This window comes from Mycobacterium sp. NGS18, assembly GCF_059813185.1.
Window position 1 is genome coordinate 353,979 of sequence record NZ_JCALEC010000004.1, and the last position, 22,061, is coordinate 376,039.

Annotated in this window: 20 protein-coding genes and 1 tRNA gene; 10 read left to right on the forward strand and 11 right to left on the reverse strand. The window is 69.6% G+C overall.

Annotated features, from left to right (window positions below; translation table 11 throughout):
* Window positions 1-182: 182 nt before the first annotated feature.
* The 5 genes from AC5Y31_RS10830 to AC5Y31_RS10850 form a co-directional block, all read right to left on the reverse strand.
* Window positions 183-509, reverse strand: a complete 327-nt coding sequence (locus AC5Y31_RS10830) for a DUF2694 family protein (RefSeq protein ID WP_065023779.1) — start codon at window positions 507-509, stop codon at window positions 183-185.
* On the reverse strand, window positions 509-823 hold the full coding sequence (locus AC5Y31_RS10835) for a type VII secretion target (protein WP_065023780.1): 315 nt from the start codon (window positions 821-823) through the stop codon (window positions 509-511). Before AC5Y31_RS10835 ends, AC5Y31_RS10830 begins: the two co-directional genes overlap by 1 nt.
* Before the next feature lie 15 nt (window positions 824-838).
* On the reverse strand, window positions 839-1,969 hold the full coding sequence (locus AC5Y31_RS10840; protein ID WP_499980237.1) for a DUF4226 domain-containing protein: 1,131 nt from the start codon (window positions 1,967-1,969) through the stop codon (window positions 839-841).
* 231 nt (window positions 1,970-2,200) lie between these two features.
* Window positions 2,201-3,031, reverse strand: coding sequence for a C40 family peptidase (locus AC5Y31_RS10845; RefSeq protein ID WP_499980239.1), 831 nt, complete (start codon window positions 3,029-3,031; stop codon window positions 2,201-2,203).
* Entirely contained in the window at window positions 3,028-3,816 is a 789-nt protein-coding gene (locus tag AC5Y31_RS10850) for a helix-turn-helix domain-containing protein (protein WP_499980240.1), read from the reverse strand. The genes AC5Y31_RS10845 and AC5Y31_RS10850 overlap by 4 nt, the downstream gene beginning before the upstream one ends.
* 153 nt (window positions 3,817-3,969) lie before the next feature.
* Between AC5Y31_RS10850 and AC5Y31_RS10855 the strand changes: the two genes are divergently transcribed.
* On the forward strand, window positions 3,970-4,386 hold the full coding sequence (locus AC5Y31_RS10855) for a WhiB family transcriptional regulator (RefSeq protein WP_499980242.1): 417 nt from the start codon (window positions 3,970-3,972) through the stop codon (window positions 4,384-4,386).
* A 48-nt stretch (window positions 4,387-4,434) separates the two neighbouring features.
* Window positions 4,435-5,412, forward strand: a complete 978-nt coding sequence (locus AC5Y31_RS10860) for a pirin family protein (RefSeq protein ID WP_499980244.1) — start codon at window positions 4,435-4,437, stop codon at window positions 5,410-5,412.
* 128 nt (window positions 5,413-5,540) lie between these two features.
* Here AC5Y31_RS10860 and AC5Y31_RS10865 read toward each other — a convergent pair whose 3' ends face one another.
* Genes AC5Y31_RS10865 through AC5Y31_RS10885 form a run of 5 tightly spaced genes read right to left on the reverse strand, consistent with a single transcriptional unit; the run spans window position 5,541 to window position 11,233 of the window.
* The gene (locus tag AC5Y31_RS10865; protein WP_499980245.1) at window positions 5,541-6,566 is read right to left on the reverse strand and encodes a zinc-binding dehydrogenase; all 1,026 of its coding nucleotides are present in this window, start codon (window positions 6,564-6,566) and stop codon (window positions 5,541-5,543) included.
* Between the two features lie 4 nt (window positions 6,567-6,570).
* A complete protein-coding gene (locus tag AC5Y31_RS10870; protein WP_499980248.1) occupies window positions 6,571-7,341 on the reverse strand; it encodes an SDR family NAD(P)-dependent oxidoreductase in 771 nt (256 codons plus the stop codon).
* Window positions 7,338-8,942: a fatty-acid--CoA ligase FadD1 gene (fadD1, locus tag AC5Y31_RS10875; RefSeq protein ID WP_499980250.1), complete on the reverse strand. Its 1,605-nt coding sequence runs from the start codon at window positions 8,940-8,942 to the stop codon at window positions 7,338-7,340. Before fadD1 ends, AC5Y31_RS10870 begins: the two co-directional genes overlap by 4 nt.
* A gap of 9 nt (window positions 8,943-8,951) precedes the next feature.
* Window positions 8,952-9,872, reverse strand: a complete 921-nt coding sequence (locus tag AC5Y31_RS10880) for an alpha/beta hydrolase (RefSeq protein WP_499980251.1) — start codon at window positions 9,870-9,872, stop codon at window positions 8,952-8,954.
* Window positions 9,869-11,233: a flavin-containing monooxygenase gene (locus AC5Y31_RS10885; protein WP_499980252.1), complete on the reverse strand. Its 1,365-nt coding sequence runs from the start codon at window positions 11,231-11,233 to the stop codon at window positions 9,869-9,871. The genes AC5Y31_RS10880 and AC5Y31_RS10885 overlap by 4 nt, the downstream gene beginning before the upstream one ends.
* A 128-nt stretch (window positions 11,234-11,361) precedes the next feature.
* Here AC5Y31_RS10885 and AC5Y31_RS10890 point away from each other — a divergent pair, with 128 nt between their 5' ends.
* Entirely contained in the window at window positions 11,362-11,970 is a 609-nt protein-coding gene (locus AC5Y31_RS10890) for a TetR/AcrR family transcriptional regulator (protein ID WP_499980254.1), read from the forward strand.
* A gap of 95 nt (window positions 11,971-12,065) precedes the next feature.
* On the opposite strand, the gene AC5Y31_RS10895 is transcribed toward AC5Y31_RS10890, so the two are convergent.
* Window positions 12,066-12,148, reverse strand: a tRNA-Leu gene (locus AC5Y31_RS10895).
* 249 nt (window positions 12,149-12,397) lie between these two features.
* Between AC5Y31_RS10895 and AC5Y31_RS10900 the strand changes: the two genes are divergently transcribed.
* From AC5Y31_RS10900 to pknB, 7 genes are all read left to right on the forward strand, one after another.
* Window positions 12,398-14,002 carry an FHA domain-containing protein gene (locus AC5Y31_RS10900; RefSeq protein ID WP_499980255.1) on the forward strand — a complete coding sequence of 535 codons (1,605 nt, stop codon included), beginning with the start codon at window positions 12,398-12,400 and terminating at the stop codon, window positions 14,000-14,002.
* A 141-nt stretch (window positions 14,003-14,143) separates the two neighbouring features.
* Complete coding sequence (locus AC5Y31_RS10905) at window positions 14,144-14,611, forward strand: FHA domain-containing protein FhaB/FipA (RefSeq protein ID WP_301632423.1); 468 nt, start codon at window positions 14,144-14,146, stop codon at window positions 14,609-14,611.
* Window positions 14,608-16,074, forward strand: coding sequence for a PP2C family protein-serine/threonine phosphatase (locus AC5Y31_RS10910; protein WP_499980257.1), 1,467 nt, complete (start codon window positions 14,608-14,610; stop codon window positions 16,072-16,074). The genes AC5Y31_RS10905 and AC5Y31_RS10910 overlap by 4 nt, the downstream gene beginning before the upstream one ends.
* The gene (locus tag AC5Y31_RS10915; RefSeq protein WP_499980259.1) at window positions 16,071-17,480 is read left to right on the forward strand and encodes an FtsW/RodA/SpoVE family cell cycle protein; all 1,410 of its coding nucleotides are present in this window, start codon (window positions 16,071-16,073) and stop codon (window positions 17,478-17,480) included. Before AC5Y31_RS10910 ends, AC5Y31_RS10915 begins: the two co-directional genes overlap by 4 nt.
* Window positions 17,477-18,955, forward strand: coding sequence for a D,D-transpeptidase PbpA (pbpA, locus tag AC5Y31_RS10920; RefSeq protein WP_301632429.1), 1,479 nt, complete (start codon window positions 17,477-17,479; stop codon window positions 18,953-18,955). Before AC5Y31_RS10915 ends, pbpA begins: the two co-directional genes overlap by 4 nt.
* Entirely contained in the window at window positions 18,952-20,187 is a 1,236-nt protein-coding gene (locus AC5Y31_RS10925; protein WP_065023795.1) for a protein kinase domain-containing protein, read from the forward strand. The genes pbpA and AC5Y31_RS10925 overlap by 4 nt, the downstream gene beginning before the upstream one ends.
* Entirely contained in the window at window positions 20,184-22,058 is a 1,875-nt protein-coding gene (gene pknB / locus AC5Y31_RS10930) for a Stk1 family PASTA domain-containing Ser/Thr kinase (RefSeq protein ID WP_065023796.1), read from the forward strand. Before AC5Y31_RS10925 ends, pknB begins: the two co-directional genes overlap by 4 nt.
* Window positions 22,059-22,061: the final 3 nt, after the last annotated feature.

The following is a 22,061-nucleotide window of genomic DNA, read 5'->3' on the forward strand; positions in this document are numbered from 1 at the left end:
CCACAGCAGGTCGGTAGCGTGCAAACCATGGCCGACGTCGGGTCCCCCGCAACCGGGTGTGCAGCGCAGCTGAGCGAAGTGCTCGCCCTACTGGCCCGTGCTCGAAACCTGTTCGGCGACACGTTGATTGATCCTCCCGCTGACTTCACGCCCCGGGCCGACGCCGCCGGGCGCTGGGTGGTTTAGCGCCTGACGCCGTCACCGGACTGGTGGCCTGCGTGCAGCTGGTGGCTCAGCAGGCGCTCGGTGGCCACTCGGAGGTCTTCGTGGGTCGGCACCGCCGCCGAGGGAACGTGGCCGGTGCTGACGATCTCGCCGCGGATCTCCAACGCGGCCTTGAGAAACGACACGTCCGCCGCCAAGACGACCGCCTCCGCCAGCCGTTGCGCGTCGGCTGACATGGCCGCCTCGCTCAGCACCACACTGTGCAAATAGCCGCCGCGACAGGACCGGAACATCACGTCACCGCTGGGATGGGTGGTGTCGAACGCCGGATTCGGTTCAGTCATCAGCGCCCATCGGGGAGGTGCCGGAAGGCTTTGGCCGCGTCGTCTTCATGCTTGTTCCACGTTGCCACGGCCAGGTTCAGATTGTTTGACATCTCCGCATGTTCGCTCGACTGATCGTCGTAGCAGTTCTTGCGGGCGTCGAGCAACGCGCCGGCCGCGCGACGAAAATCGCCGTAGATCGGCCCGAGCGCAGTCAACGTGGTCTGAATTGCCTCGTGGGATGCCGCCGCGGTGGCCAGGTAATCCGACGCCTGCTGGTGGTTTCCGGCAGCGTTGGTCAGAACGTCCTGGTCGACGTGGATCTTCTCTGACATCTGTTACCTCCCTGGCTAGTCGACGATGACCGGTGAAACGCGAATTTTCAAGCTCATGGGACCTCGCAGAAGTCCCGCCGGCCGGGTCGGAGCCGGTTCACCCGTCGGGGCGGACTCCGCGATTCGCAGATGCTGCCAGCCCAGGAATCCCGGACCGCGCAGATTGCCGGCGAGGTGAACCTGTCCGTCGAGCAATGCCTTGCCGTCGCCGACGGCCACCGCATGACGGTCGGTGAAGACGCCGATGTCACCGGGCCGCAGGCTGGCCTGGTCGACCGGCGCCGTCACCGGAATGCCTGGCGGGGGAATGTCAATCCCTTGGCGGCGGAACGCCTCCGCTACCGGCGTCCCATCGGCGGCGGCCTGCATCGCTGCAGCGAGTCGCGGATCGGTGACGGTGGTCGTCGCGCCGTCGGGCAACGTCACGGTGACCAGACTCTTGTCGTCCCCGGTCTCCGGCGGCGCGTCCGCCTCGGCCTTGTCGTCGTCGAAGACGGCGTCTGCCGGAGTCGTCTCCGCTGGTTCTGACTCGTCGCCGGCGGCTGCATCGCCGCCCTCCGGTCCGGGCAGCAGGCCTGCCGATGGAAACCCGGCCGGCATGGCGGCCGGCATCGCACCGAACCCCGGGCCCTCGCCGCCGAGACCGGGGACCATCGGCAGGGCGGGTGCCTCCGGCGGCCGCTGGGGCGACAGCGAATAACTTGCCTCCGGCTCGTCGTCCGGCAGCGGATCGAGGTAGGCCTCCTCACCGTCTGTCGCCGCGAGCGATGGAGACGCCGGATCGTCGGGAGGTTCGGACTGCTTTTGGGCCGGTGCGGCGGTGTCACGATCGGCCGGTGTGGCATACAGAGCGGTCAACGCGGCGGCCAACGCCCGTTTGGAGGTGTCGTCGTCGTTGGCCTCTTCGACCACTCTGACGATCTCGGCGAGTTTGGCGATCAGGAACCGCTGAAACTCGCGCGCCCCCGCAGCGGTGCCCAGATCCCAGCCTTGTGCGGCACCTACGATCTCCGCCTCCAGATTGTCCAGGCGGAGGCGGCCCTCATCGGTGGTCTTGTGTGCGTGCCGCAGCGCTTCGATGATCTGCCGGTCGAACTCCGCAGCCGACGACAACTGATGCGCCAGTGCGGCTTCAGCAGACTTCATCGCTTGCGCCGCACGACCTTGCTGCTCCTCATCCGGGCTCGGCTGAACTGATCGCGGACCGTTCACGATGCGGTCGTAACCCGCTTCCGGCAGGGGCAGGGACGTCATGCCCTCAGCCCAACGCCGGTGCGCTGTAACGCTGTTCAGGTGCTGACCACGTCATGGCCGGTGACTGTACCGATGTCCTGACCCGCCGACAATTCACTCGCCGGCCAGCTGTGAACAGGCCGATCACGGTACCGGGCGCCGGATCGCCACCTGGGCACCCAGCGGGCTGATCTGGACGGTGGCCCCGGCGTGCGGGGCTTCGACCACCATGTTGCCGCCGATCGCAAGCTGGACGTGGCCGGTGCTGGGGAATACCAGGTCGCCGGGGCGAATTTGGGAACGCGGCACTGGGATTCCGTCGTGAATCTGGGTGTAGGTGGTGCGCGAAAGCGGCACTCCGGCCTGGTGATAGGCCCACTGAGTCAGCCCCGAGCAGTCGAATCTGTCCGGGCCGGTGGCGCCCCAGACGTAGGGCTTCCCGAGCCTGGACAGCGCCGCGCGAACCGCCAGTCCGGCGCGAGTATTGGGTAGCCGCAGCCGATCCAAGCTCGGCGCCCGGCGCCGGGACCGGTAGCGGAGTCGTCGCAACCCCACTCGATGTATCTGGGCACGGTGCCGGGCCGCCAGCACGTGGGTTCGCTGGGCTCGCAACCGAGCCGCTCGCCGGCGCATCGCCTCCCGCTGTGCCAGCGGGGTGTCATGCACGACGGCAGCGTCGGCGCGGGCCGCCGTGACGACGCCCTTGGTCTGCTGGCCGGCCCGGGCATGGTCGGCGACCGCGGCGGCAAGCACGGCCGTTGCGGCGGCATCGGTGTGGGTGTTTGCCAGCAACCGATCCCGCTGGGCGAGCACCGCCTGCCGGTAACGTTCGTGGCCCGGTCCGGTACCCGGATGCGTGGTCCGGTCGAGCAGGTCGACGTAACGATCGAGCCCGGCATCCAAGGACGCCGGCTGCGGCCGGGCCGCGAACAACCGGTAGGCGCGGGTCAGCACCTCCACCTCACCGTCGGTCATCGTTGCCTCCCTCCGTCGGCAGCCTCTGAACTCGCTGAGGCCGCGTCCGAGGCCCCGTCGGCGAACGCGCGCACCCGGGCCAGCGCCCCGGCCGGGATCACTCCCCTGTTGCGGATGTCCCACATCTCCTCGACGCTGACACCGAGCAATGCGGCGATCACCGGCTCGGGCAATGACGACCGCGCGCACGCATCGTCGAATCGAGCGGTCAAGCTGGCGGGCATGCGCTGCAGCAGGTCGGCCCGGGTGGCCTCCAGCGCCTGCAGGTGGGCCATCAGGCGGGCGGCGTGGTCCCCGCCCGCGTTGACGGCGACCCGCCAGGAGCTGGCCGCCAACATCTCCGCCTTCACGCACTGCGTGATCACGGAAAGAATATACGTCTCGTATTCGTCTGACGCTTCCGACGGCAATCTCGCGATCACCGAACGCAACGCATCGAGCTGCGCCTCGGCGTAGCCCTCGAGCACTTCGGCGTCGCTGTGGCGGTCGACGACGACGGCGCCGGCGGGCCGCGCCGGCGATACTCCCGGGCCGCTCGCGGGCATCAGCTGAGCCAGTTCGGCGTCGGCATCGTCGGCTACCAGGAGCCGAGAATAAGTACCCGGCGGCAGACCGAGGCCGTTCTCAACCTTCTGAACTGTGCCTTTGTGGGGTTTGCGGGCGCCGCGCTCCAGGTAGCTCAAGCCCATGATGCTGACGCCGGTGGCCGCGGCGAGGTCGGCCAGCGACCAGTCCCGTGCCTCGCGCAGCGCCCGAATGGCCGCGCCCGCTGACTCGCGGCTCACCGTCGCGCCCCGACCATGTCCGGATACTACACAGGCTGGCCCCTCGCTAGTTACATATATGTTTTTATCCCCTTTCTGTTGCGATTCCCGGCTCGGTTTGTATACGTTTCCATCTACGTTATCCGATCGGTTCTCACCCAGGAGGTCCTCCCGATGCCACTCCCCTGCTCCGTGAACCCAGAACTGTGGTTCGGCTACCCCGACGCCGACGGGGCCGACGGGGCCGCCAAGGCCCGCGCCTATGAACAGTCCTCGACCGAGGCGCGGCTGCTCTGCCTGCGCCGCTGCCCGCTGGCCCAGCAGCGCCGGTGCGCCGCCCTCGCCGTCGAACGCAGCGAGGAGTACGGGGTGTGGGCGGGCGTGAAACTCCCCGGCGGCCAATACCGCAAGCGCGCGGAACTCGCCCGCGCCCACGCGGTCCTACGGGCCATCGCCGCCGGTGAGATCAACACCCGCGAGCTGCCCGAGAACCAGGCGTTGCTGGCCAACCACGAACGAGAGCAGCTGCCGGTGACAGCTGCGGTGTTTCACCTGCCCTCCGGTCGGATCGGCTCCCCGTCCGCGGCATGACCGGTAGTGTCACCGGCGCGGCTTGGTACCCGGTGCGGAGGTGGGCGGTTGAGCAACCTGGAGATCCGTTCGCCCGAATTCGCCTGTGCCGCAGGGCCTGCCGATGGCATCGAGGTGCTGCGCCCGCGCGAGGTGCCCCTGGGCGGGCCGCGGGCCATGCGGGTGCGCCGCACATTGCCGCAGCGGGAGCGCTCGCTGATCGGCGCTTGGTGCTTCATCGACCACTACGGGCCGCAAGACCTCGGCCGCGATGGCGGCATGGACGTGCCGTCGCACCCGCACACCGGTCTGCAGACGGCGACCTGGCTGTTCAGCGGACGGGTCGAACACCGCGACAGCGCCGGCGTGCACGCCCTGGTACGGCCCGGCGAGCTGAACCTGATGACCGCGGGGGCGGGCATCTGCCACTCCGAGGTCTCCGTCGAATCGGAGACCGCGCCGATCCTGCGCGGCGTGCAGCTGTGGGTGGCGCTACCGGACGCCGCGCGCCATACCGCTCGCGCCTTCAACCACTTCGCCCCGGAACCGGTGTCGCTGCCCGGCGGCACAGCGCTGGTGTTTCTCGGCGAGCTGGCCGGCCACCGCTCCCCCGTCCCGTCCTTCACTCCCCTGCTCGGCGCCCAAGTCGATCTGGATCCCGGCAGCGAACTCGCGCTTGACATCGATGCGGCCTTCGAGCATGGCGTGCTGTGTGACCGCGGCGCCGTGGTTCTGGGCGGGGCCGCGCTGGGTCTCGGCGAAGTGGGCTATCAGGGCCCGGGCCGCACCGCGCTGCCGCTGCGCAACACCGGCGACTCCCCCGCCCGGGTGCTGCTGCTGGGCGGAGTGCCGTTCGGCGAAGAACTGGTGCTGTGGTGGAACTTCATCGGCCGCAGCCACGAGGAAATCGTCGAGTATCGACGGCAGTGGCAGGACAACGACGAGCGCTTCGGCGCGGTCGTCGGCTACCAAGGCCGGCTGGACCGGCTGCCGGCACCGCCCCTGCCCCCGGTGCGGCTGCGGCCACGGCGGGCAGGCGGCGGCTAGCGAGCCTCGACGAAGGAGAGGCGAAGCTGGACCGCCGAATCAACCCGGCGGCTACAGCGGCCTGAGGAAGACCGTTTGGTCAGCCACATCCTCGCCCTGGACACCAGCGACAGCTACGGGGCCGATCGCTACGGCGTGAGCAGCACTTTCACCACATCGCCGGATCGGGCGGCGACAGCCCGGTAGGCGTCGGCCGCGGCATCCAGCGGCATCTCGGTGGTGAAGATCCCGTCGACCGAGAGCCGGCCGGACTGCAGCAGCGGAATCAGTTGCGGCCAGGTCTGCTGCACCGGGGCGGTGGTCATCCGCAACGTGATGCTGCGCACCAGCGCCGGCAACGCCGGGAACGGAAACGGCTGCAGGTCATGCACTCCCACCACCGACACCGTTCCCCCGGCCCGCACCGCGGTGAGCGCATCCGACATCGTCACATCCGAACCGACGGCATCGATGACCGCGTCCACTCCGCGTCCACCGGTCAGCTCCATCGCCGCGATCGTCGCCGACGGCTCCGCCGGAGTGATCCCCATGGCCACCACCCGCTCGCGGCGCCGCGCCACCGGGTCGATACCGAGAACCGTTGCCGCGCCGAGGAATAGCGCGCTTCGCGCCGCGCACAGCCCGACCGCCCCCAGCCCGATCACGGCCACCGTCCCGCCGACCGGAATGTCGGCGCGCAACGCTGCCGCCCACCCGGTGGCGAGGTTGTCGGTGAGCAGCAGGGCTTCCTCGTCGCACAGCCCGTCGGGGATGCGGGCGAGCTGAAAGTCCGCCCCCGGCACGGCAAGTAGCTCCGATTGCGCCCCGCCCAGGGCACCCGATCCGAAGATCAGCGGGCCGGAGTGGCAGCGGATCGGGTCGCGGGTGGCACACCCGCCGCAGTGCCCGCAACCGGCCACCGACGACACCATCACCCGGTCGCCGACGCGCACCGAAGCCACCTCGGGACCGGTCTCGACGACGGTGCCGATCGCTTCGTGGCCCAGCGGCACCGGGTCGACGATGGGAAAGTCGGCCTCGTAGAAGTGCAGATCCGAGCCGCAGATCGCGGTCGCTGTCACCGCGACCACGGCCCCGTCGGCGCCGGGCAGCACCGCGTCGGGGCGGGTGTCGACCCGGATCGATCCGGGTGCGTCGATTACCACACTGCGCATACGTTCATCCTTCAGTTAGCGCTTGCACTTTGCCGAGCACGTCGGGGTAGCGCTTGAGGTGTGCGCCGCCGTTGATGTCGAAGGCGGACCCGGTGATCCACGCCGCACGCGGTGAGGTCAAGAACTCCACGGCGTCGGCGATGTCGTCGGGGACACCGGCCCGCCCGAGCGGGGTGTTCTCCAGGTATTCGTCGGTCAGGCCCGGCACCATCGCCAGCCCGGCGACCAGGGGAGTGTCGACCAGGCCGGGGGAGACCGCGTTCACCCGGATGCCGCGGGCGGCCAACTCCAGGGCGGCCACTTCGACCAGCATGTTGACCCCGGCCTTGGCGCTGCAGTAGGCGGCCATCGCGGTCCCGGGCTGCCGGCCGTTCAACGAGGAGATCGCGACGATGCTGCCGCCGTCGTCTAGGTTGCGCGCGGCGTGCTTGATCACCAACATGGTGCCGGTCAGACAGACGTCGATGGTGGCCTGCCAGCCGGCCAGCTCGATGTCGGGGATTGCGCCGATGACCGACATTCCCGCGCAGCTGACCACGGTGCGCAGCGGTCCGGCCGCGCCGGCGGCCGCGAAGGCCGCGGCGACGCTGTCTTCGTCGGTCACGTCGGCGGCCACGGCGCTGGCCGAGTCGCCGAATTCAGCCGCCCGTTGTTGTGCTGCTTCGGCATTGAGGTCGGCGATCACCACGTGATCGCCGCGCGCGGCCAGGGCGTGCGCGGTGGCCAGGCCGATTCCGGAGGCACCGCCCACGATCAGGGCGACCGGTTGGGTCATCGCCTGCCTCCTGCCGTCGTGCCGTAGGCGCGTTGCCGATCCGGGCGTACCCATAAGGTGTCCGCGCCGACCTCGGTGCCCTCGGCCACCAGTACGCGTTTGAGGACCTTGTTGGTCGCCGTGGCGGGCAGTGCCGCGGCTACCCGGACATAGCGGGGCCAGGCTTTGGGTGACAGATCCTCTTGGGCAGCAAGAAAATCGGAGAAGTCGGTGTCGGTCAGCTCCGCGCCGTCGCGCAGTACCAGCGCGGCCATCACCTGGTCGCCGACGTAGGCGTCGGGCACCGCGTATACCGCGGCCTGGTTGATGTCGGGGTGCCGCATCAGGATGCGTTCGATCGGCGCTGCCGCGAGATTCTCACCGTCGACCCGCATCCAGTCAGCGGTGCGGCCGGCCAGATAGATCCAGCCGTCGGCGTCGGCGTAGGCCAGGTCGCCCGACCAGTACATGCCACCGCGCATCCGCTCGGTGGTGGCCTGTTCATTGTTGTAGTAGCCCGAGAAGAAGCCGGCGCCAGTGGTGTTGACCAGTTCTCCGATCGCCTCGTCGGGGTTGGCCAGCCTCCCGTGTTCGTCGAAGACCGCAGGCGGGCACTCGGCGACCGGGTCGCTGCGGTAGATCGCCACGCCGGGAAATCCCCGGCCCACCGAACCGGGCGGGGTGCCCTCGTCGCGGGTGATGGTGACGGCGTTCTCGGTCGAGCCGAACGCGTCGACCACCTGGACGCCGAACCGCCGGGCGAATTCGCCGATGTCGCGCTCGGAGGCTTCGTTGCCGAAGGCGACCCGCAGCGGGTTTTCTGCGTCGTCGGGTTGTTCGGGGTGGGCCAACACGTAGGCGAGCGGCTTACCGACATAATTCATGTAAGTGGCGCCGTAGCAACGAATATCGGCCAGAAAGCGTGAGGCGGAGAACTTCGCCGGCGCCATCGCTGCGCCGGCGGCCACCGCGGGCCCGAAGCCGGCGGCGATCGCGTTGGAGTGAAACAGCGGCATGGACAGGTAGGCGACGTCCTCGGGTGCGAGTCCGAACCGTTCGGTCAGAGCCTGTCCGGCGACCAGCACCATCAGGTGGTTGACCAGGACGGCTTTCGGGTCGCCGCTGGTACCAGAGGTGAAGATCATCATGAACGGATCCGCTGCCTGGACCCGCCGGTGCGGGGTCAGTTCGCCGGCGCCGTCGCAGGTCTGTTGCCAGCCGGGGTCGTCGACATCGATGACGACGACACCGGTCAGGTCCAAGCCGTGCAGCAGGGCGCGGTGGTCGGCGTCGACCAGCAGGATCTGCACGTCGGCGGTGCGCAGGTCGGCGGCCAGCGCCGATCCGCGGCGGGTGTCGTTGACCCCGCAGAGCACATAGCCGCCGAGCGCGGCGCCGGCCACCGCGGTGAGCATCGCCGGGGTATTGCCCAACAGCGCACCGACGTGCATCGGCCGGGCGGTATCGGCGCGGGCGAGCACCGCGGCGGCATGCCGGGACGCGCGGGCGATGTACTCGCGCCAGGTCCAGCGGATCTGGCCGCCGCGGGCGTCGTTGTAAAGCACCGCCGGCCCGTCGGCATCCGCGCGTTCGGCAAGCAATTCCTGCATCGTCTCGGCCATGGCGCCCTCCTAACCCGTGACGCTAGCGGTCGGTGCCCCCAGATGCCTGGCCAAGAACGCGATCTGGTGGTCGACGACGTGGTCGAACCAGGTGCCGCCGGCGAAGACGTCGAAGTGATCGCACGGATAGTGGCGGACTTCGGCGCGCGCGGCGAACGCCGCCTTCGCCGCGGCCTGCGGGGGAGCGCCGCGGTCGAAGTCGGCGATCTGCACCAGCATCGGGCAGCGGATCGACTTGGCGTGCTTGGCGGCCGGGCGGTAGCCGCCCAACTGCATGCCGACCTGGGCGTCGACCTCGTTGCGCCAGGTAGGCCCGGCCATTGCGAGGTAGGCCTCGTAGTAGCCGTCGGCCGTGAGAGTGGCCAGCTCGCCGGGTCGGCCCACCAGGGGGATCGTCGCGGGCCCGCGGCCCGCCCGCTGAGCCAGCGCGCTGCGCCACCCGGTCACCGTCGAACGCAGCATGGTCGACGGCCGGTGCTGCGGCAGCGCCGCGACGGCGGCAGCCGGACCGCTGACCAGCGGGGTGAGCGCGACTGCGGCCGCGACACCGGGCGTGGTGGCCGCGACCTCGAAGACATGGCCGCCGGCCAGCGAGACGCCCCACACCACCAGCCGCCGTGCGTCGACGCCCGGCTGCGCCGCCGCCGCGGTGCAGGCGGCACGGAAGTCGGCGATTTGTTCCCTGATCGAAATCCGTTGCCGCGGTCGGCCCTCCGATGCCCCGAAATAGCGGTAGTCGAAGGCGAACGCGGCGAAGCCGGCGGCGCTCAACCGTTCGGCGAAGGGGACCAATCCGGAGTCGACGGTGCCGCCGAAGCCGTGTCCGAGCACCACCACCGGTGCGCCGTCGGAATCGCCGGTGCCGCCGGCCGCCGGGAAGAACTGAGCGACACAGGTGGTGCCGTCGCTGTCGAAACGGACCGTGCTCACGCGGATGCTCCCGTCTGGTGCACTCCGGCCCAGCCCGGCGCGCCGAGTTCGGCGGCCCGCTTTGTCCCGCGGGGGATCTCGGCGGTGCGGATGTCGTGTTCGTAGAGGAAGTAGTCGAGTTGCTGAGTGTGCCGCGGCCGATCCAGCATGTGGCCGGTGTACTTGCGCATGTCGGCGTCGATCACCCGGTGCATCTCGGTGACCGACGGCAGCCGGTAGCGGCCGGCGGCGTAGGCGCCGATCAGGCGGGCCTGGGCCTCCACGAATGGGAACAGGGTCGGGGTGGCTTGGGCGAATCCGGCGAACACCAGGTCGTCGATGCCGGGGTAGAACATCCGCTTGTACAGGTCGATCCGGTTGTCCGGTGCGCTGATGAACTCCGGGTCGAAGAACGGGAAGGTGATGTTGTAGCCGGTGGCGTAGATGATGACGTCGAATTCACCGCGGGTGCCGTCGGTGAAATGCACGGTGTCGCCGTCTAATCGGCTGATGTCGGGCTTGGCGATGACGTCGCCGGACCCCAGCCGCAACGGCAGCTCCACCGATTGGGTGGGATGCGCCTCGAAGAACTTGTGGTTGGGCGTCGGCAGTCCGACGTCCTCGGGCTGGCCGGCGATGAACGGCTGGGCCCACTGGGCGAACTTGCGCTGCCAGGAGTACGGCAGATAGGGGCTGGTGCGGTAGTACTTGTCGGCGGGTTTGCCGGCGAGGTACTTCGGCACGATCCAGGCGCCGGAGCGCGTCGAGAGGGTCAGCTCGTTGTCCAGGGCCCGCTGCGACAGTTCGACGGCGATGTCGGCGGCGCTGTTGCCCAAGCCGACGACCAGGATGCGCTTGCCGGTGAACTCCAGCGGTGTCTTGGGGTCGATGTAGTGGTGCGCATGCAGGGTGTCGCCGGTGAATTCGCCGGGGAAGTCCGGCAGGCGCGGGTCCCAGTGGTGGCCGTTGGCGACCACCAGCAGATCGAAGCGGCGCCGCTGACCACCGGCCAGTTCCAGCTCCCAGCCGCCGCCGGGCAGCCGCTGCGCATGGGCGACCTCGGTGTTGAACTCGATGTTGCGTTTGAGCTCGAAGGCCTGCGCGTAGGACTCCAGGTACTCCTTGACCAGCGTGTGGTGCAGGAAGTCCGGGTAGTGGGCCGGCATCGGGAAGTCTTTGAAGGACAGCTGGTGCTTGGAGGTGTCGATGTGCAGCGAGCGGTAGGCGCTGGAATGGCCGTTCGGATTGCCGAAGGCCCAGTTGCCGCCGATCCGGTCCGAGGATTCGAAACAGGTGTAGTCGATTGCGTAGTCGGACAACATCTTTCCGGCGGTCAGGCCGCTGATGCCGGCCCCGATGATCGCGGTGCGGGGTGCGGACAAGGGGGAACCTCCGGCATCGGGGGAGTAGACATGCTCAGCACAAGTGTCTATGCGATGAGTGGCAATAGTACACAGATCCGCGAATCTGTCTACTGTCTTGTTAGGCTTGCCGGCCAGGAGGTGGACCCGTGAACGCACACCCGGCGTCGTCGACGACCGTTCGGCTGCTGGATGCGACCGAGCAGTTGTTGGCCGACAAGGGGATCCGGGCCACCACGATGATCGATGTCGCCGAGCGCGCCGGGGTGTCGCGCGCCTGGCTGTACCGGAAATTCCCGGACAAGCCCGCGCTCGTCGGCGCCGCGATCATCCGCCTGGTCGAGACCAGTTGGGCTCGGTCCCGCGCCGAACTGTCCACCCTGCGCAGCTTCGAGGAGCAGCTGGTGGCCGGCATGCAGATCGGGCGCCGGGCCTATGACGATCCGGGCACCCTGCTGATGCGGCTGCGCACCGCCGAACCGGAGGAGTTCGCGGCGTGCGCCGGTGCCGGGGTGAGCGGGCTGGTGCCGGATCTGGCCGGGTTCTGGTACCCGTTCCTGGAGGCTGCCGCCGCTGCCGGAGACATTCATCCCGACACCGACTTGCCGGAGGCCAGCGAGTGGGTGGCGCGGGTGATGATCACCCTGGGCAGCGTCCCGGGCAATCACATCGATCCCGACGACCCGGCAGCGGTGCGGCGGCATCTGCGCCGGTATGTGCTGCCGGGGCTGCGGCAGCCGCCGGGGGGAGCTGAGTAGCGCCGAGCACCTGGGTGCAGCAAGTCGGTGCACCCAGCCCCAGCAAACAGAAAACCCCGGCCGAAAAAGGCCGGGGTGCTGCCGAACAACAATTGTGGGCGAAGGGGGACTTGAACCCCCACGTCCCGAAGGACACTGGCACCTGAAGCCAGCGCGTCTGCCATTCCGCCACTCGCCCGAGCGACCGGGGGAGCCTATCACGGCTCCTGGAGGGCACTTCCGACCCGGTTCGGAACCCGGGGACCACCGTAGCGCAGCGCGCCGTGACCCCTTCGTGACCTGGTCTTATCCGATTCTCCGCCGTACAAGGGTGCCGCGGCGGCACACCGGGTCGATACCATGTCCAGGGCGGATGCAGCGCAGCGACACGCCGCGGCGACGCGTCCCCGGCACGACGAATTGACGGCGGCGAGTGAGGCGGCAGGGGATGGACAGCCAGCGCGGGCTGGTTCAGCGCATCGAGCGCCGGCTCGAATCCGCCGTGGAGGATGCGATGGCCAGGGTCTTCGGCGGGGAGGTCGTCCCCGAGGAGGTCGAGGCCGCGTTGCGCCGGGAGGCCGCCGCGGGGGTGCGGGCGTTGGCGGGAAATCAACTTTTGGCAGCCAACGAATACGTCATTACCCTCGGTGTGGACGACTACGACAATGTGGGCGCCGACCAGGATTTGACGTCGAAGGCCTTCGCCCGGCATTTAGCGGGGTATATCGGCGAACAGGGGTGGCAAACGTATGGTGATGTGGTTGTCCGGTTCGAGCAGTCACCGAGTCTGCGTACCGGTCAGGTCCGCACGCGGGGAGCTGTCAATCCGGACGCCCGCCCCCACCACACGGTCAGTGAATCCCGCCCGCCAGAATCAGATCATGCGTTTACCGCAGAATCAGGAGTGCCACCGATGACCGATAACCCGAGCTACCGCGGCGCCCACGGGCAACAGGACCGTCCCGGCGACGACTATTACGACCCGCGTTACGGCCGCCCGGCCGACGACGCTCGGGGCGGTCAGGACCCTCGTGGCCACTACGCCCCGGAACCCGAGCCTTACCAGCAGGACCAGCGCGGCGGCGGCTACCCCGAGGGCCCGGGCGGCCAGGGCGGTTATGCCCCGCCACGTCGGCCCGAGCAGGGCGGCTACCCCGAACAAGGCGGTCACCCCGAGCACGGCGGCTACCCCGAGCACGGCGGCTACCCCGAGCACGGCGGCTACCCCGAGCAGGGCGGTTACCCGGACCAGGGCGGCTATCCCGGCGGCCAGGGCGGCTACCCGCAGTCCTACGAGCAGCGCCCGCCGAGCGGGTATGGCGCGCCCTCCGGTTATGAGCAGGGCTACCCGCATCAGCAGCCTCCGCCGGCACCGGCGTACCCGGGCGGCGGCGGCCAGCCCGGCTACGGCGACTACGAGCGCCCCCCGGCCCGCCACGACGACTACTCCCAGCATGGCGCCTACCCCGAGGCCCAGCCCGAGCAGCGCCCCTCCTACCCGGACCAGGGCGGCGGCTATGACCAGGGTGCGCCGTCCTACGGCCGGCAGGACTACGCACAGCCGGACTACGGCCAGCCCGACTACGGCCAGCCCGACTACCGCTACGGCGAATCGCAGGGCGCCCCGGCCGGCTATGACTACGGCCAGCAGGGCGGCTACGGCGACGCCCAGGGTGGCCCAGGCGGATATGACTACGGCCAGCCGCCGGCCGCCGGCGGCTATGACGCTCCGGGCGGCGGCTACGGCCAGCGCGCCTACTCGGCTCCGGCCTCGGTCACCTTGCAGCTCGACGACGGCAGCGGACGGACCTACCAGCTGCACGAGGGCACCAACGTGGTGGGTCGCGGCCAGGACGCCCAGTTCCGGCTGCCGGACACCGGGGTGTCGCGACGTCACCTCGAGATTCGCTGGGACGGCCGGGTGGCTCTACTGTCCGACCTGAACTCCACCAACGGCACCACGGTGAACAACGCCCCCGTCCAGGAATGGCAGCTGGCCGACGGCGACGTGATCCGGCTCGGGCACTCCGAGATCATCGTCCGGGTTCACTAGGAGGAACGGAGCCCACGCCGCCGGGTAGCAGCGAAGCCCTCCCGCTTTGCCCTACGGCCACCCACGTCCAAGTATCGTGACTTTGCCGAAGTGCTCCGCCGTGAGCGCACATGGACGGCACAAGGACGGAGAGGACGCCGGATGCAGGGACTCGTGCTGCAGCTGACGCGAGCCGGTTTTTTGACGTTGCTGTGGCTGTTCATCTGGTCGGTGCTGCGGATCCTGCGGACCGACATCTACGCGCCGACCGGCGCGGTGATGGTGCGCCGCGGCCTGTCGATCCGGGGCGTGCTGCTGCCTTCGCGGCAGCCACGCACCGGCGCCCGCCACCTGGTGGTGACCGAGGGACCGCTGACCGGGGCCCGCATCGCGCTCAGTGATCAGCCGGTTCTGATCGGCCGGGCCGACGATTCGACCCTGGTGCTCACCGACGATTACGCGTCCACCCGACACGCCCGACTATCTCAACGGGGGTCCGAATGGTATGTCGAAGACCTCGGCTCGACCAACGGCACCTACCTTGACAGGGTGAAGGTGACCACAGCGGTACGGGTGCCCCTAGGAACGCCGATACGCATCGGCAAGACCGCGATCGAGCTCCGGCGGTGAGCCTGGTTCTGCGGTATGCCGCCCGCAGTGACCGCGGCCTGGTGCGCTCCAACAACGAGGACTCCGTCTACGCCGGCCAGCGTCTGCTGGCGCTGGCCGACGGCATGGGCGGGCACGCGGCCGGCGAGGTCGCCTCCCAGCTGGTGATCGCCGCGCTGGCCCACCTTGACGACGACGAGCCTGGCGGGGACCTGCTGGCGAAGCTGGAATCAGCTGTGCAGGAAGGCAATTCGGCGATCGCGGCCTACGTCGAGGAGCATCCCGAACTCGAGGGCATGGGCACCACGCTGACCGCGGTCCTGTTCGCCCCGCCCCGGCTGGGATTGGCCCACATCGGCGACTCGCGCGGCTACCTGCTGCGCGACGGCGAGCTGAGCCAGATCACCAAGGACGACACCTTCGTTCAGACCCTGGTCGACGAAGGTCGGATCACCTTGGAGGAGGCGCACAGCCACCCGCAGCGGTCCTTGATCATGCGGGCCCTGACCGGCCACGAGGTGGAGCCGACGCTGATCATGCGCGAGGCGCAGGTCGGCGACCGTTACCTGCTGTGCTCCGACGGTTTGAGCGACCCGGTCAGCACCGAGACCATCCACGAGGCGCTGGAGATCCCCGACGTCAACGACAGCGCACTGCGGCTGATCGAGTTGGCGCTGCGCGGCGGGGGACCGGACAACGTGACCGTGGTGGTGGCCGACGTCGTCGACGTCGACTACGGCCAGACCCAGCCGATCCTGGCCGGGGCGGTCTCCGACAGCGACGACGACCACACCACCGCCCTGGACACCGCCGCCGGGCGGGCCTCGGCGATCTCGCCGCGCAAGACCGTCGCCAAAAGGGTGCTGCCGCGGATCGAAACCCTGACCGCACCGCCCCGGTCCCGGCGCCGCAAGATCATCATCGCGGTGCTGCTGCTGGCCCTGCTGGCCGCCGCGCTGCTGATCGGACGGGCGATCGTGCGCACCAACTATTACGTCACCGCCTACGGCGGAACGGTGGCGATCATGCGCGGCGTGCAAGGTTCGATCCTGGGTCTGCCGCTGCAGGAGCCCTACCTGCTCGGCTGCCTCGACAGCCGCGGCGATCTGGTGCAGATCAGCTTCAGCCAGTCCGGCGACAAGCTGGCCTGCCGGCTGATGACGTTGCAGGATCTGCGGCTGCCGGCACGTCAGCAGGTCAGCAACGGCCTGCCTGCCGGCACCCTCGACGACGCGATCACCCAACTGCGCAACCTGGCCCGTGACTCGCTGCTGCCGCTGTGCCCGGCGCGGAGCACCGGCGGGAAGGCCGACGGCAGCGGTGCGACGCCCTCACGCGCCCCGGATCCGGGCCCGGCCCCGGCCGGCCCACGGCCCGGCCCGCCTCAGCCGGCCCCGAACTCCGGGGTGCCGCACCTGCCCACTCTGACCAACCTGCCGCCGGCCCCGCTCGAACCGGGGACCGACTGCCGGGCGGCCTCATGACCACAGCGCCGCAGCCGCCGGTGGCGCTGACCCCGGCGCTGCCCGATCGACGCAACGCCGAACTCCTGCTGCTGTGCTTCGCGACCATGATCATCGCGGTGGCGATGCTGATCGTCGAGGCCGGCCACGAGAAGGGCCTGCGCTGGGACCTGCTCGGCTACGGGACGGCGTTTCTGGTGCTGTTCGTCTTCGCGCACCTGGTCATCCGGCACTCGGCGCGGTACGCCGACCCGCTGCTGCTGCCGGTGGTGGCCCTGCTCAACGGCCTCGGGCTGGTGATGATCCACCGCATCGATCTGGGCGCTGTGCTCGACGGCGCCGGCACGCGCCCGGGCGCCACCTCCCAGATGCTGTGGACGCTGGTCGGCGTAATCGTCTTTGCCCTGGTGCTCGAGCTGCTCAAGGACCACCGTCAGCTCGCCGGCAGCGGTTACGTCTGCGGGCTGGCGGGCCTGGTGTTGCTGGTGATCCCGGGCCTGTTGCCGGCCTCGCTGTCGGAACGACAGGGCGCCAAGATCTGGATCCGCTTGCCCGGCTTCTCGATTCAGCCCGCCGAGTTCTCCAAGATCCTGCTGCTGATCTTCTTCGCCGCGGTCCTGGTCTCCAAACGCCAGCTGTTCACCAGCGCCGGCAAACACGTGCTCGGGATGAACCTGCCCCGCCCGCGCGACCTGGCGCCGCTGCTGGCCGCCTGGGTGATCTCGGTCGGCGTGATGGCGTTCGAGAAGGACCTGGGCACATCGCTGCTGCTATACGCGTCGTTTTTGGTGATGGTGTACCTGGCCACCCGCCGGTTCAGCTGGATGGTGATCGGGATGCTGCTGTTCGCCGCCGGCAGCATCGCCGCGTACTTCATGTTCAGCCACGTCCGGGTGCGGGTACAGACCTGGCTCGACCCGTTCGCCGACCCCGAGGGCGTCGGCTATCAGATGGTGCAGTCGCTGTTCAGCTTCGCCACCGGCGGCATCTTCGGCACCGGGCTGGGCAACGGTCAGCCCGGCTACGTGCCCGCGGCGTCGACGGACTTCATCATCGCCGCGTTCGGCGAGGAACTGGGTCTGGTCGGGCTGGCCGGCGTGCTGATCCTCTACACGATTGTGATCGTGCGCGGCATGCGCACGGCGATCGCGGTGCGCGACAGTTTCGGCAAGCTGTTGGCGGCCGGCTTGGCGGCCACCCTGGGCATCCAGCTGTTCATCGTGGTCGGCGGCGTCACGAAGCTGATTCCGCTGACCGGGCTCACCACGCCGTGGCTGTCCTACGGCGGGTCGTCGCTGCTGGCCAACTATGTGCTGCTGGCGCTCCTGCTGCGCGTCTCACACGCCGCCCGCCGCCCGCTGAGCACCCGGCCGCAGCGCACCGCCGCGATCGGCGATACCGGCACGGCGGTGATCGAGCGCGTATGAACACCTCGCTGCGCCGCGTCACGATGACCCTGATGGCGCTGATCGTGCTGCTATTGGGTAACGCCACGCTGACCCAGGTCTTCGCTGCCGACGGGCTGCGCGCCGACCCCCGCAATCAGCGGGTGCTGCTCGACGAATACTCCCGCCAGCGCGGCCAGATCACCGCCTCGGGCCAACTGCTGGCCTACTCGGTGGCCACCGACGACCGGATCAAATACCAGCGCATCTACCCCGACCCGGCGGTGTATGCGCCGGTCACCGGGTTCTACTCGCTGCGCTACTCCAGCAGCGGCCTGGAGCGCGCCGAGGACACCGTGCTCAATGGCTCGGATCCGCGGCTGTTCGGGCTTCGGCTGGCCGACTTCTTCACCGGCCGCAGTCCCCGCGGCGGCACCGTGGAGACCACCATCCGCCCGCGGGTGCAGCAGGCCGGCTGGGAGGCGATGCAGAAGGGCTGTTCCGGTGGCTGCCGCGGCGCGGTGGTGGCCCTGGAGCCGTCCACCGGCAAGGTCCTGGCGCTGGTGTCGGCGCCCTCGTATGACCCCAACCAGTTGTCCTCGCATGATTCGGAGCAGCAGGGCCGGGCCTGGCAGCGGCTGCGCGACGACCCCAGTTCCCCGCTGACCAACCGCGCCATCAGTGAGACCTATCCGCCGGGCTCGACGTTCAAGGTGATCACCACCGCGGCCGCGCTGCAGTCCGGCGTCAGCGAGAACGAGCAGCTGACCAACGCGGCCCGCATCGCGCTGCCCGACAGCACCGTCAAGCTGGAGAACTTCGGCGGCAACAACTGCGAAGGCAACGCGGCGACCGTCTCGCTGCGGGTGGCGTTCGCCCGATCCTGCAACACCGCCTTCGTCCAGCTCGGTATCCGCACCGGCGCCGAGGCGCTGCGCACTGCCGCCCAGGGCTTCGGTCTGGACATCACGCCCGAAGCCATCCCGCTGCAGGTGGCCGAGTCCACCGTCGGCCCGATCCGCGACGCCGCCGCACTGGGAATGACCAGCATCGGACAGAAGGATGTCGCGGTGACGCCGCTGAAGAACGCGGTGATCGCCGCGAGCATCGCCAACGGTGGGCTGACCATGCAGCCCTACCTGGTGGAGGGGCTGGAGGGGCCGGATCTGGCCGGCATCGCGACGACGCAACCGCGCGAACTACGCCGTGCAGTGTCCTCGCAGGTCGCGGCTAAGCTAACGGAACTGATGATCGACGCCGAAAAAGTGACCCAGCAGCAAGGGGCCATCCCGGGCGTACAGATCGCGTCGAAGACGGGCACCGCTGAGCACGGTCCCGATCCGCGGAACACTCCGCCGCACGCGTGGTACATCGCCTTCGCCCCGGCCAGCGCCCCGAAGGTGGCCGTCGCCGTCGTCGTGGAGGACGGCGGCGACCGTTTGGCCGCGACCGGCGGCGCGCTGGCGGCACCGATCGGTCGAGCCGTCATCGAAGCAGCACTTCAGGGGCGATCATGAGTCCGCAGGTTGGAGCGGCGCTGGCCGGGCGCTACCGGTTGCAGCGGCTCATCGCCACCGGCGGCATGGGTCAGGTGTGGGAGGCCGTCGACAACCGGCTGGGTCGCCGGGTCGCGGTCAAGGTGCTCAAACCCGAGTTCTCCTCCGACCCGGAGTTCATCGAACGGTTCCGCGCCGAGGCGCGCAACACCGCCATGCTCAACCACCCGGGCATCGCCAGCGTGCACGACTACGGCGAGACCGAGCTTGACGGCGAGGGCCGCACCGCCTTCCTGGTGATGGAGCTGGTCAACGGCGAGCCGCTGAACTCCGTACTCAAACGGACCGGGCGGCTGTCGCTGCGGCACGCCCTGGACATGCTGGAACAGACCGGCCGGGCGCTGCAGGTGGCACACAGCACCGGGCTGGTGCACCGCGACGTCAAACCGGGCAACATCATGATCACGCCCACCGGCCAGGTGAAGATCACCGACTTCGGCATCGCCAAGGCCGTCGACGCCGCACCGGTCACCCAGACCGGCATGGTGATGGGCACCGCCCAGTACATCGCCCCCGAGCAGGCCCTGGGCCAGGACGCCACCGCGGCCAGCGATGTCTACTCTCTGGGCGTGGTCGGCTACGAAGTGCTGTCCGGGCGCCGTCCGTTCACCGGTGACGGCGCACTGACCGTCGCCATGAAGCACATCAAGGAGCCGCCCCCGCCGCTCCCGGCCGAGCTGCCGCCCAACGTGCGGGAGCTCATCGAGATCACGCTGGCCAAGAACCCCGGTATGCGCTATCGCAGTGGCGGCCCGTTCTCCGACGCGGTCGCCGCGGTGCGCTCGGGCCGGCGACCGCCCCGGCCCAGCCAATCGCTGCCGCCTGGGCGTGCCGCGCCATCGGCGATCCCGTCGACGGCCGCGACCCGGGTGGCGCCGCCGGTGTCGGCGCGGGCCACCGCGGCACGACGGGCCCGGCCCGGCACCGGCAACCACCGTCCGCCCGCGCCGCGGCGCACCTTCACCGCCGGGCAGCGCGCGCTCCTGTGGGCGGCCGGGGTACTGGGCACGCTGGCGATCATCATCGCGGTGCTGATCGTGGTGAACGCCAAGAGTCCGGGCGGCTCGCTGGCGCCGGCCACCGTCACCGACACCGGTGGCCCGCCGGTCGAATCGTCGAGCGTCGAGTCGTCGAGCTCTGAGCCGCCCCCCGCGCATTCCTCCGGCTGGTCCTGGACCAGGACGGCACGATGACCACCCCGCAGCGGCTCTCCGACCGCTATGAGCTCGGCGAGATCCTCGGCTTCGGCGGCATGTCGGAGGTGCACCGGGCGGTCGACACCCGGCTGCACCGCGACGTGGCCGTCAAGGTGCTGCGCGCCGACCTGGCCCGCGACCCGAGCTTCTATCTGCGCTTCCGGCGCGAGGCGCAGAACGCCGCTGCCCTGAATCACCCGGCGATCGTCGCGGTTTATGACACCGGCGAAGCGGAGACCCCGGCCGGTCCGCTGCCCTACATCGTGATGGAGCTCGTCGAGGGCGTCACGCTGCGCGACATCGTGCACAACGACGGCCCGATGCCGCCCACCCGCGCCATCGAGGTGATCGCCGACGCCTGCCAGGCGCTGAACTTTTCCCACCAGCACGGCATCATTCACCGCGACGTCAAGCCGGCCAACATCATGATCGACAAGCACAACGCGGTGAAGGTGATGGACTTCGGCATCGCCCGCGCGGTCGCCGACGCCGGCAACAGCGTCACCCAGACCGCGGCGGTGATCGGCACCGCCCAGTATCTGTCCCCCGAGCAGGCCCGCGGCGAGGGCGTCGACGCCCGCTCCGACGTGTACTCGCTGGGCTGCGTGCTGTACGAAATCCTCACCGGCGACGCACCTTTCGTTGGTGATTCACCGGTTGCGGTGGCCTACCAACACGTCCGCGAAGACCCGGTACCGCCGTCGCAGCGCCTGCCGGGCCTGCCCGCCGACCTCGACGCCGTGGTGCTCAAAGCGCTGGCGAAGAACCCGGACAACCGCTACCAGACGGCCGCCGAGATGCGCGCCGACCTGGTTCGGGTGCACAACGGGGAGAAGCCCGAGGCGCCTCGGGTGCTCACCGACGCCGACCGCGCCGCACTGATGCCGGCCCGGGCGGGGGATGGCGGCGCGGGGCAGACCGACCCGCTGCCGCGCCAGGAACTCGACTTCGGCCACGAGCGGCCGGGTTCGGTGGGCCGGTGGTTGATCGCCGCGATCGTGCTGGCGGTACTGACCGTCATCGTCACGGTGTCGATCAACAGTTTCGGGGGCCGCACCCATCAGATCCAGGTTCCCGACGTACGCGGTCGGGCGTCGGTCGATGCGATCGCCGAACTGCAGAACAAGGGCTTCAAGACCCGCACCGATCAGCGTGCTGACTCCGACGTCCCGCCGGATCATGTGATCAGCACCGATCCGCCGGCCGGCGCCCCGGCGAACAAGGGCGACAAGATCACCGTGAACGTGTCTTACGGTCCCGAGCAGCGCCAAGTGCCCGACGTGGCGTCGTTGAGCTACGCCGAAGCGGTCAAGAAGCTCACCGCCGCCGGGTTCGGCCGGTTCAAGCAGGTCGACTCGCCGTCGACCCCGGAGCTCAAGGACAAGGTGGTCGGCACCAACCCGCCGGCCAACCAGACCACGGCCATCACCAATGAGATCGTGATCGTGATCGGCAGCGGCCCGGCCACCAAGCCCGTTCCCGACGTCACCGGCCAGACGGTGGAGCTCGCGCAGAAGAACCTGACCGTCTACGGCTTCACCAAGATCACCGAGGTGACGGTGGACAGCCCGCGCCCGGCCGGCGAGGTGATCGCCACCAGCCCGCCGACGGGGGAGACGGTGCCGGTCGACGGGGTGATCGAACTGCGGGTGTCCCGGGGCAATCAGTTCGTCATGCCGGATGTGACCGGGATGTTCTGGACCGACGCCGAACCGCAGCTACGCGCGTTGGGCTGGACCGGGATGCTGATCAAGGGCGCCGACGTCGACGCCGGCGGCTCCGGCCACAACCGAGTGCTCTACCAGAGCCCGGCGGCGGGCCAGGGCGCCAACACCGACGGCAACATCACCCTGCGCTTCGGCCAATAGGCG

Excerpts from the sequence above, each read along its gene's own strand:
- AC5Y31_RS10830 (WP_065023779.1), bottom strand. The coding sequence starts at position 509 with ATGACTGAACCGAATCCGGCGTTCGACACCACCCATCCCAGCGGTGAC.
- AC5Y31_RS10835 (WP_065023780.1), bottom strand. The coding sequence starts at position 823 with ATGTCAGAGAAGATCCACGTCGACCAGGACGTTCTGACCAACGCTGCC.
- AC5Y31_RS10840 (WP_499980237.1), bottom strand. The coding sequence starts at position 1,969 with ATGAAGTCTGCTGAAGCCGCACTGGCGCATCAGTTGTCGTCGGCTGCG.
- AC5Y31_RS10845 (WP_499980239.1), bottom strand. The coding sequence starts at position 3,031 with ATGACCGACGGTGAGGTGGAGGTGCTGACCCGCGCCTACCGGTTGTTC.
- AC5Y31_RS10855 (WP_499980242.1), top strand. The coding sequence starts at position 3,970 with ATGCCACTCCCCTGCTCCGTGAACCCAGAACTGTGGTTCGGCTACCCC.
- AC5Y31_RS10865 (WP_499980245.1), bottom strand. The coding sequence starts at position 6,566 with ATGCGCAGTGTGGTAATCGACGCACCCGGATCGATCCGGGTCGACACC.
- AC5Y31_RS10870 (WP_499980248.1), bottom strand. The coding sequence starts at position 7,341 with ATGACCCAACCGGTCGCCCTGATCGTGGGCGGTGCCTCCGGAATCGGC.
- fadD1 (WP_499980250.1), bottom strand. The coding sequence starts at position 8,942 with ATGGCCGAGACGATGCAGGAATTGCTTGCCGAACGCGCGGATGCCGAC.
- AC5Y31_RS10900 (WP_499980255.1), top strand. The coding sequence starts at position 12,398 with ATGGACAGCCAGCGCGGGCTGGTTCAGCGCATCGAGCGCCGGCTCGAA.
- AC5Y31_RS10905 (WP_301632423.1), top strand. The coding sequence starts at position 14,144 with ATGCAGGGACTCGTGCTGCAGCTGACGCGAGCCGGTTTTTTGACGTTG.
- AC5Y31_RS10915 (WP_499980259.1), top strand. The coding sequence starts at position 16,071 with ATGACCACAGCGCCGCAGCCGCCGGTGGCGCTGACCCCGGCGCTGCCC.
- pbpA (WP_301632429.1), top strand. The coding sequence starts at position 17,477 with ATGAACACCTCGCTGCGCCGCGTCACGATGACCCTGATGGCGCTGATC.
- AC5Y31_RS10925 (WP_065023795.1), top strand. The coding sequence starts at position 18,952 with ATGAGTCCGCAGGTTGGAGCGGCGCTGGCCGGGCGCTACCGGTTGCAG.
- pknB (WP_065023796.1), top strand. The coding sequence starts at position 20,184 with ATGACCACCCCGCAGCGGCTCTCCGACCGCTATGAGCTCGGCGAGATC.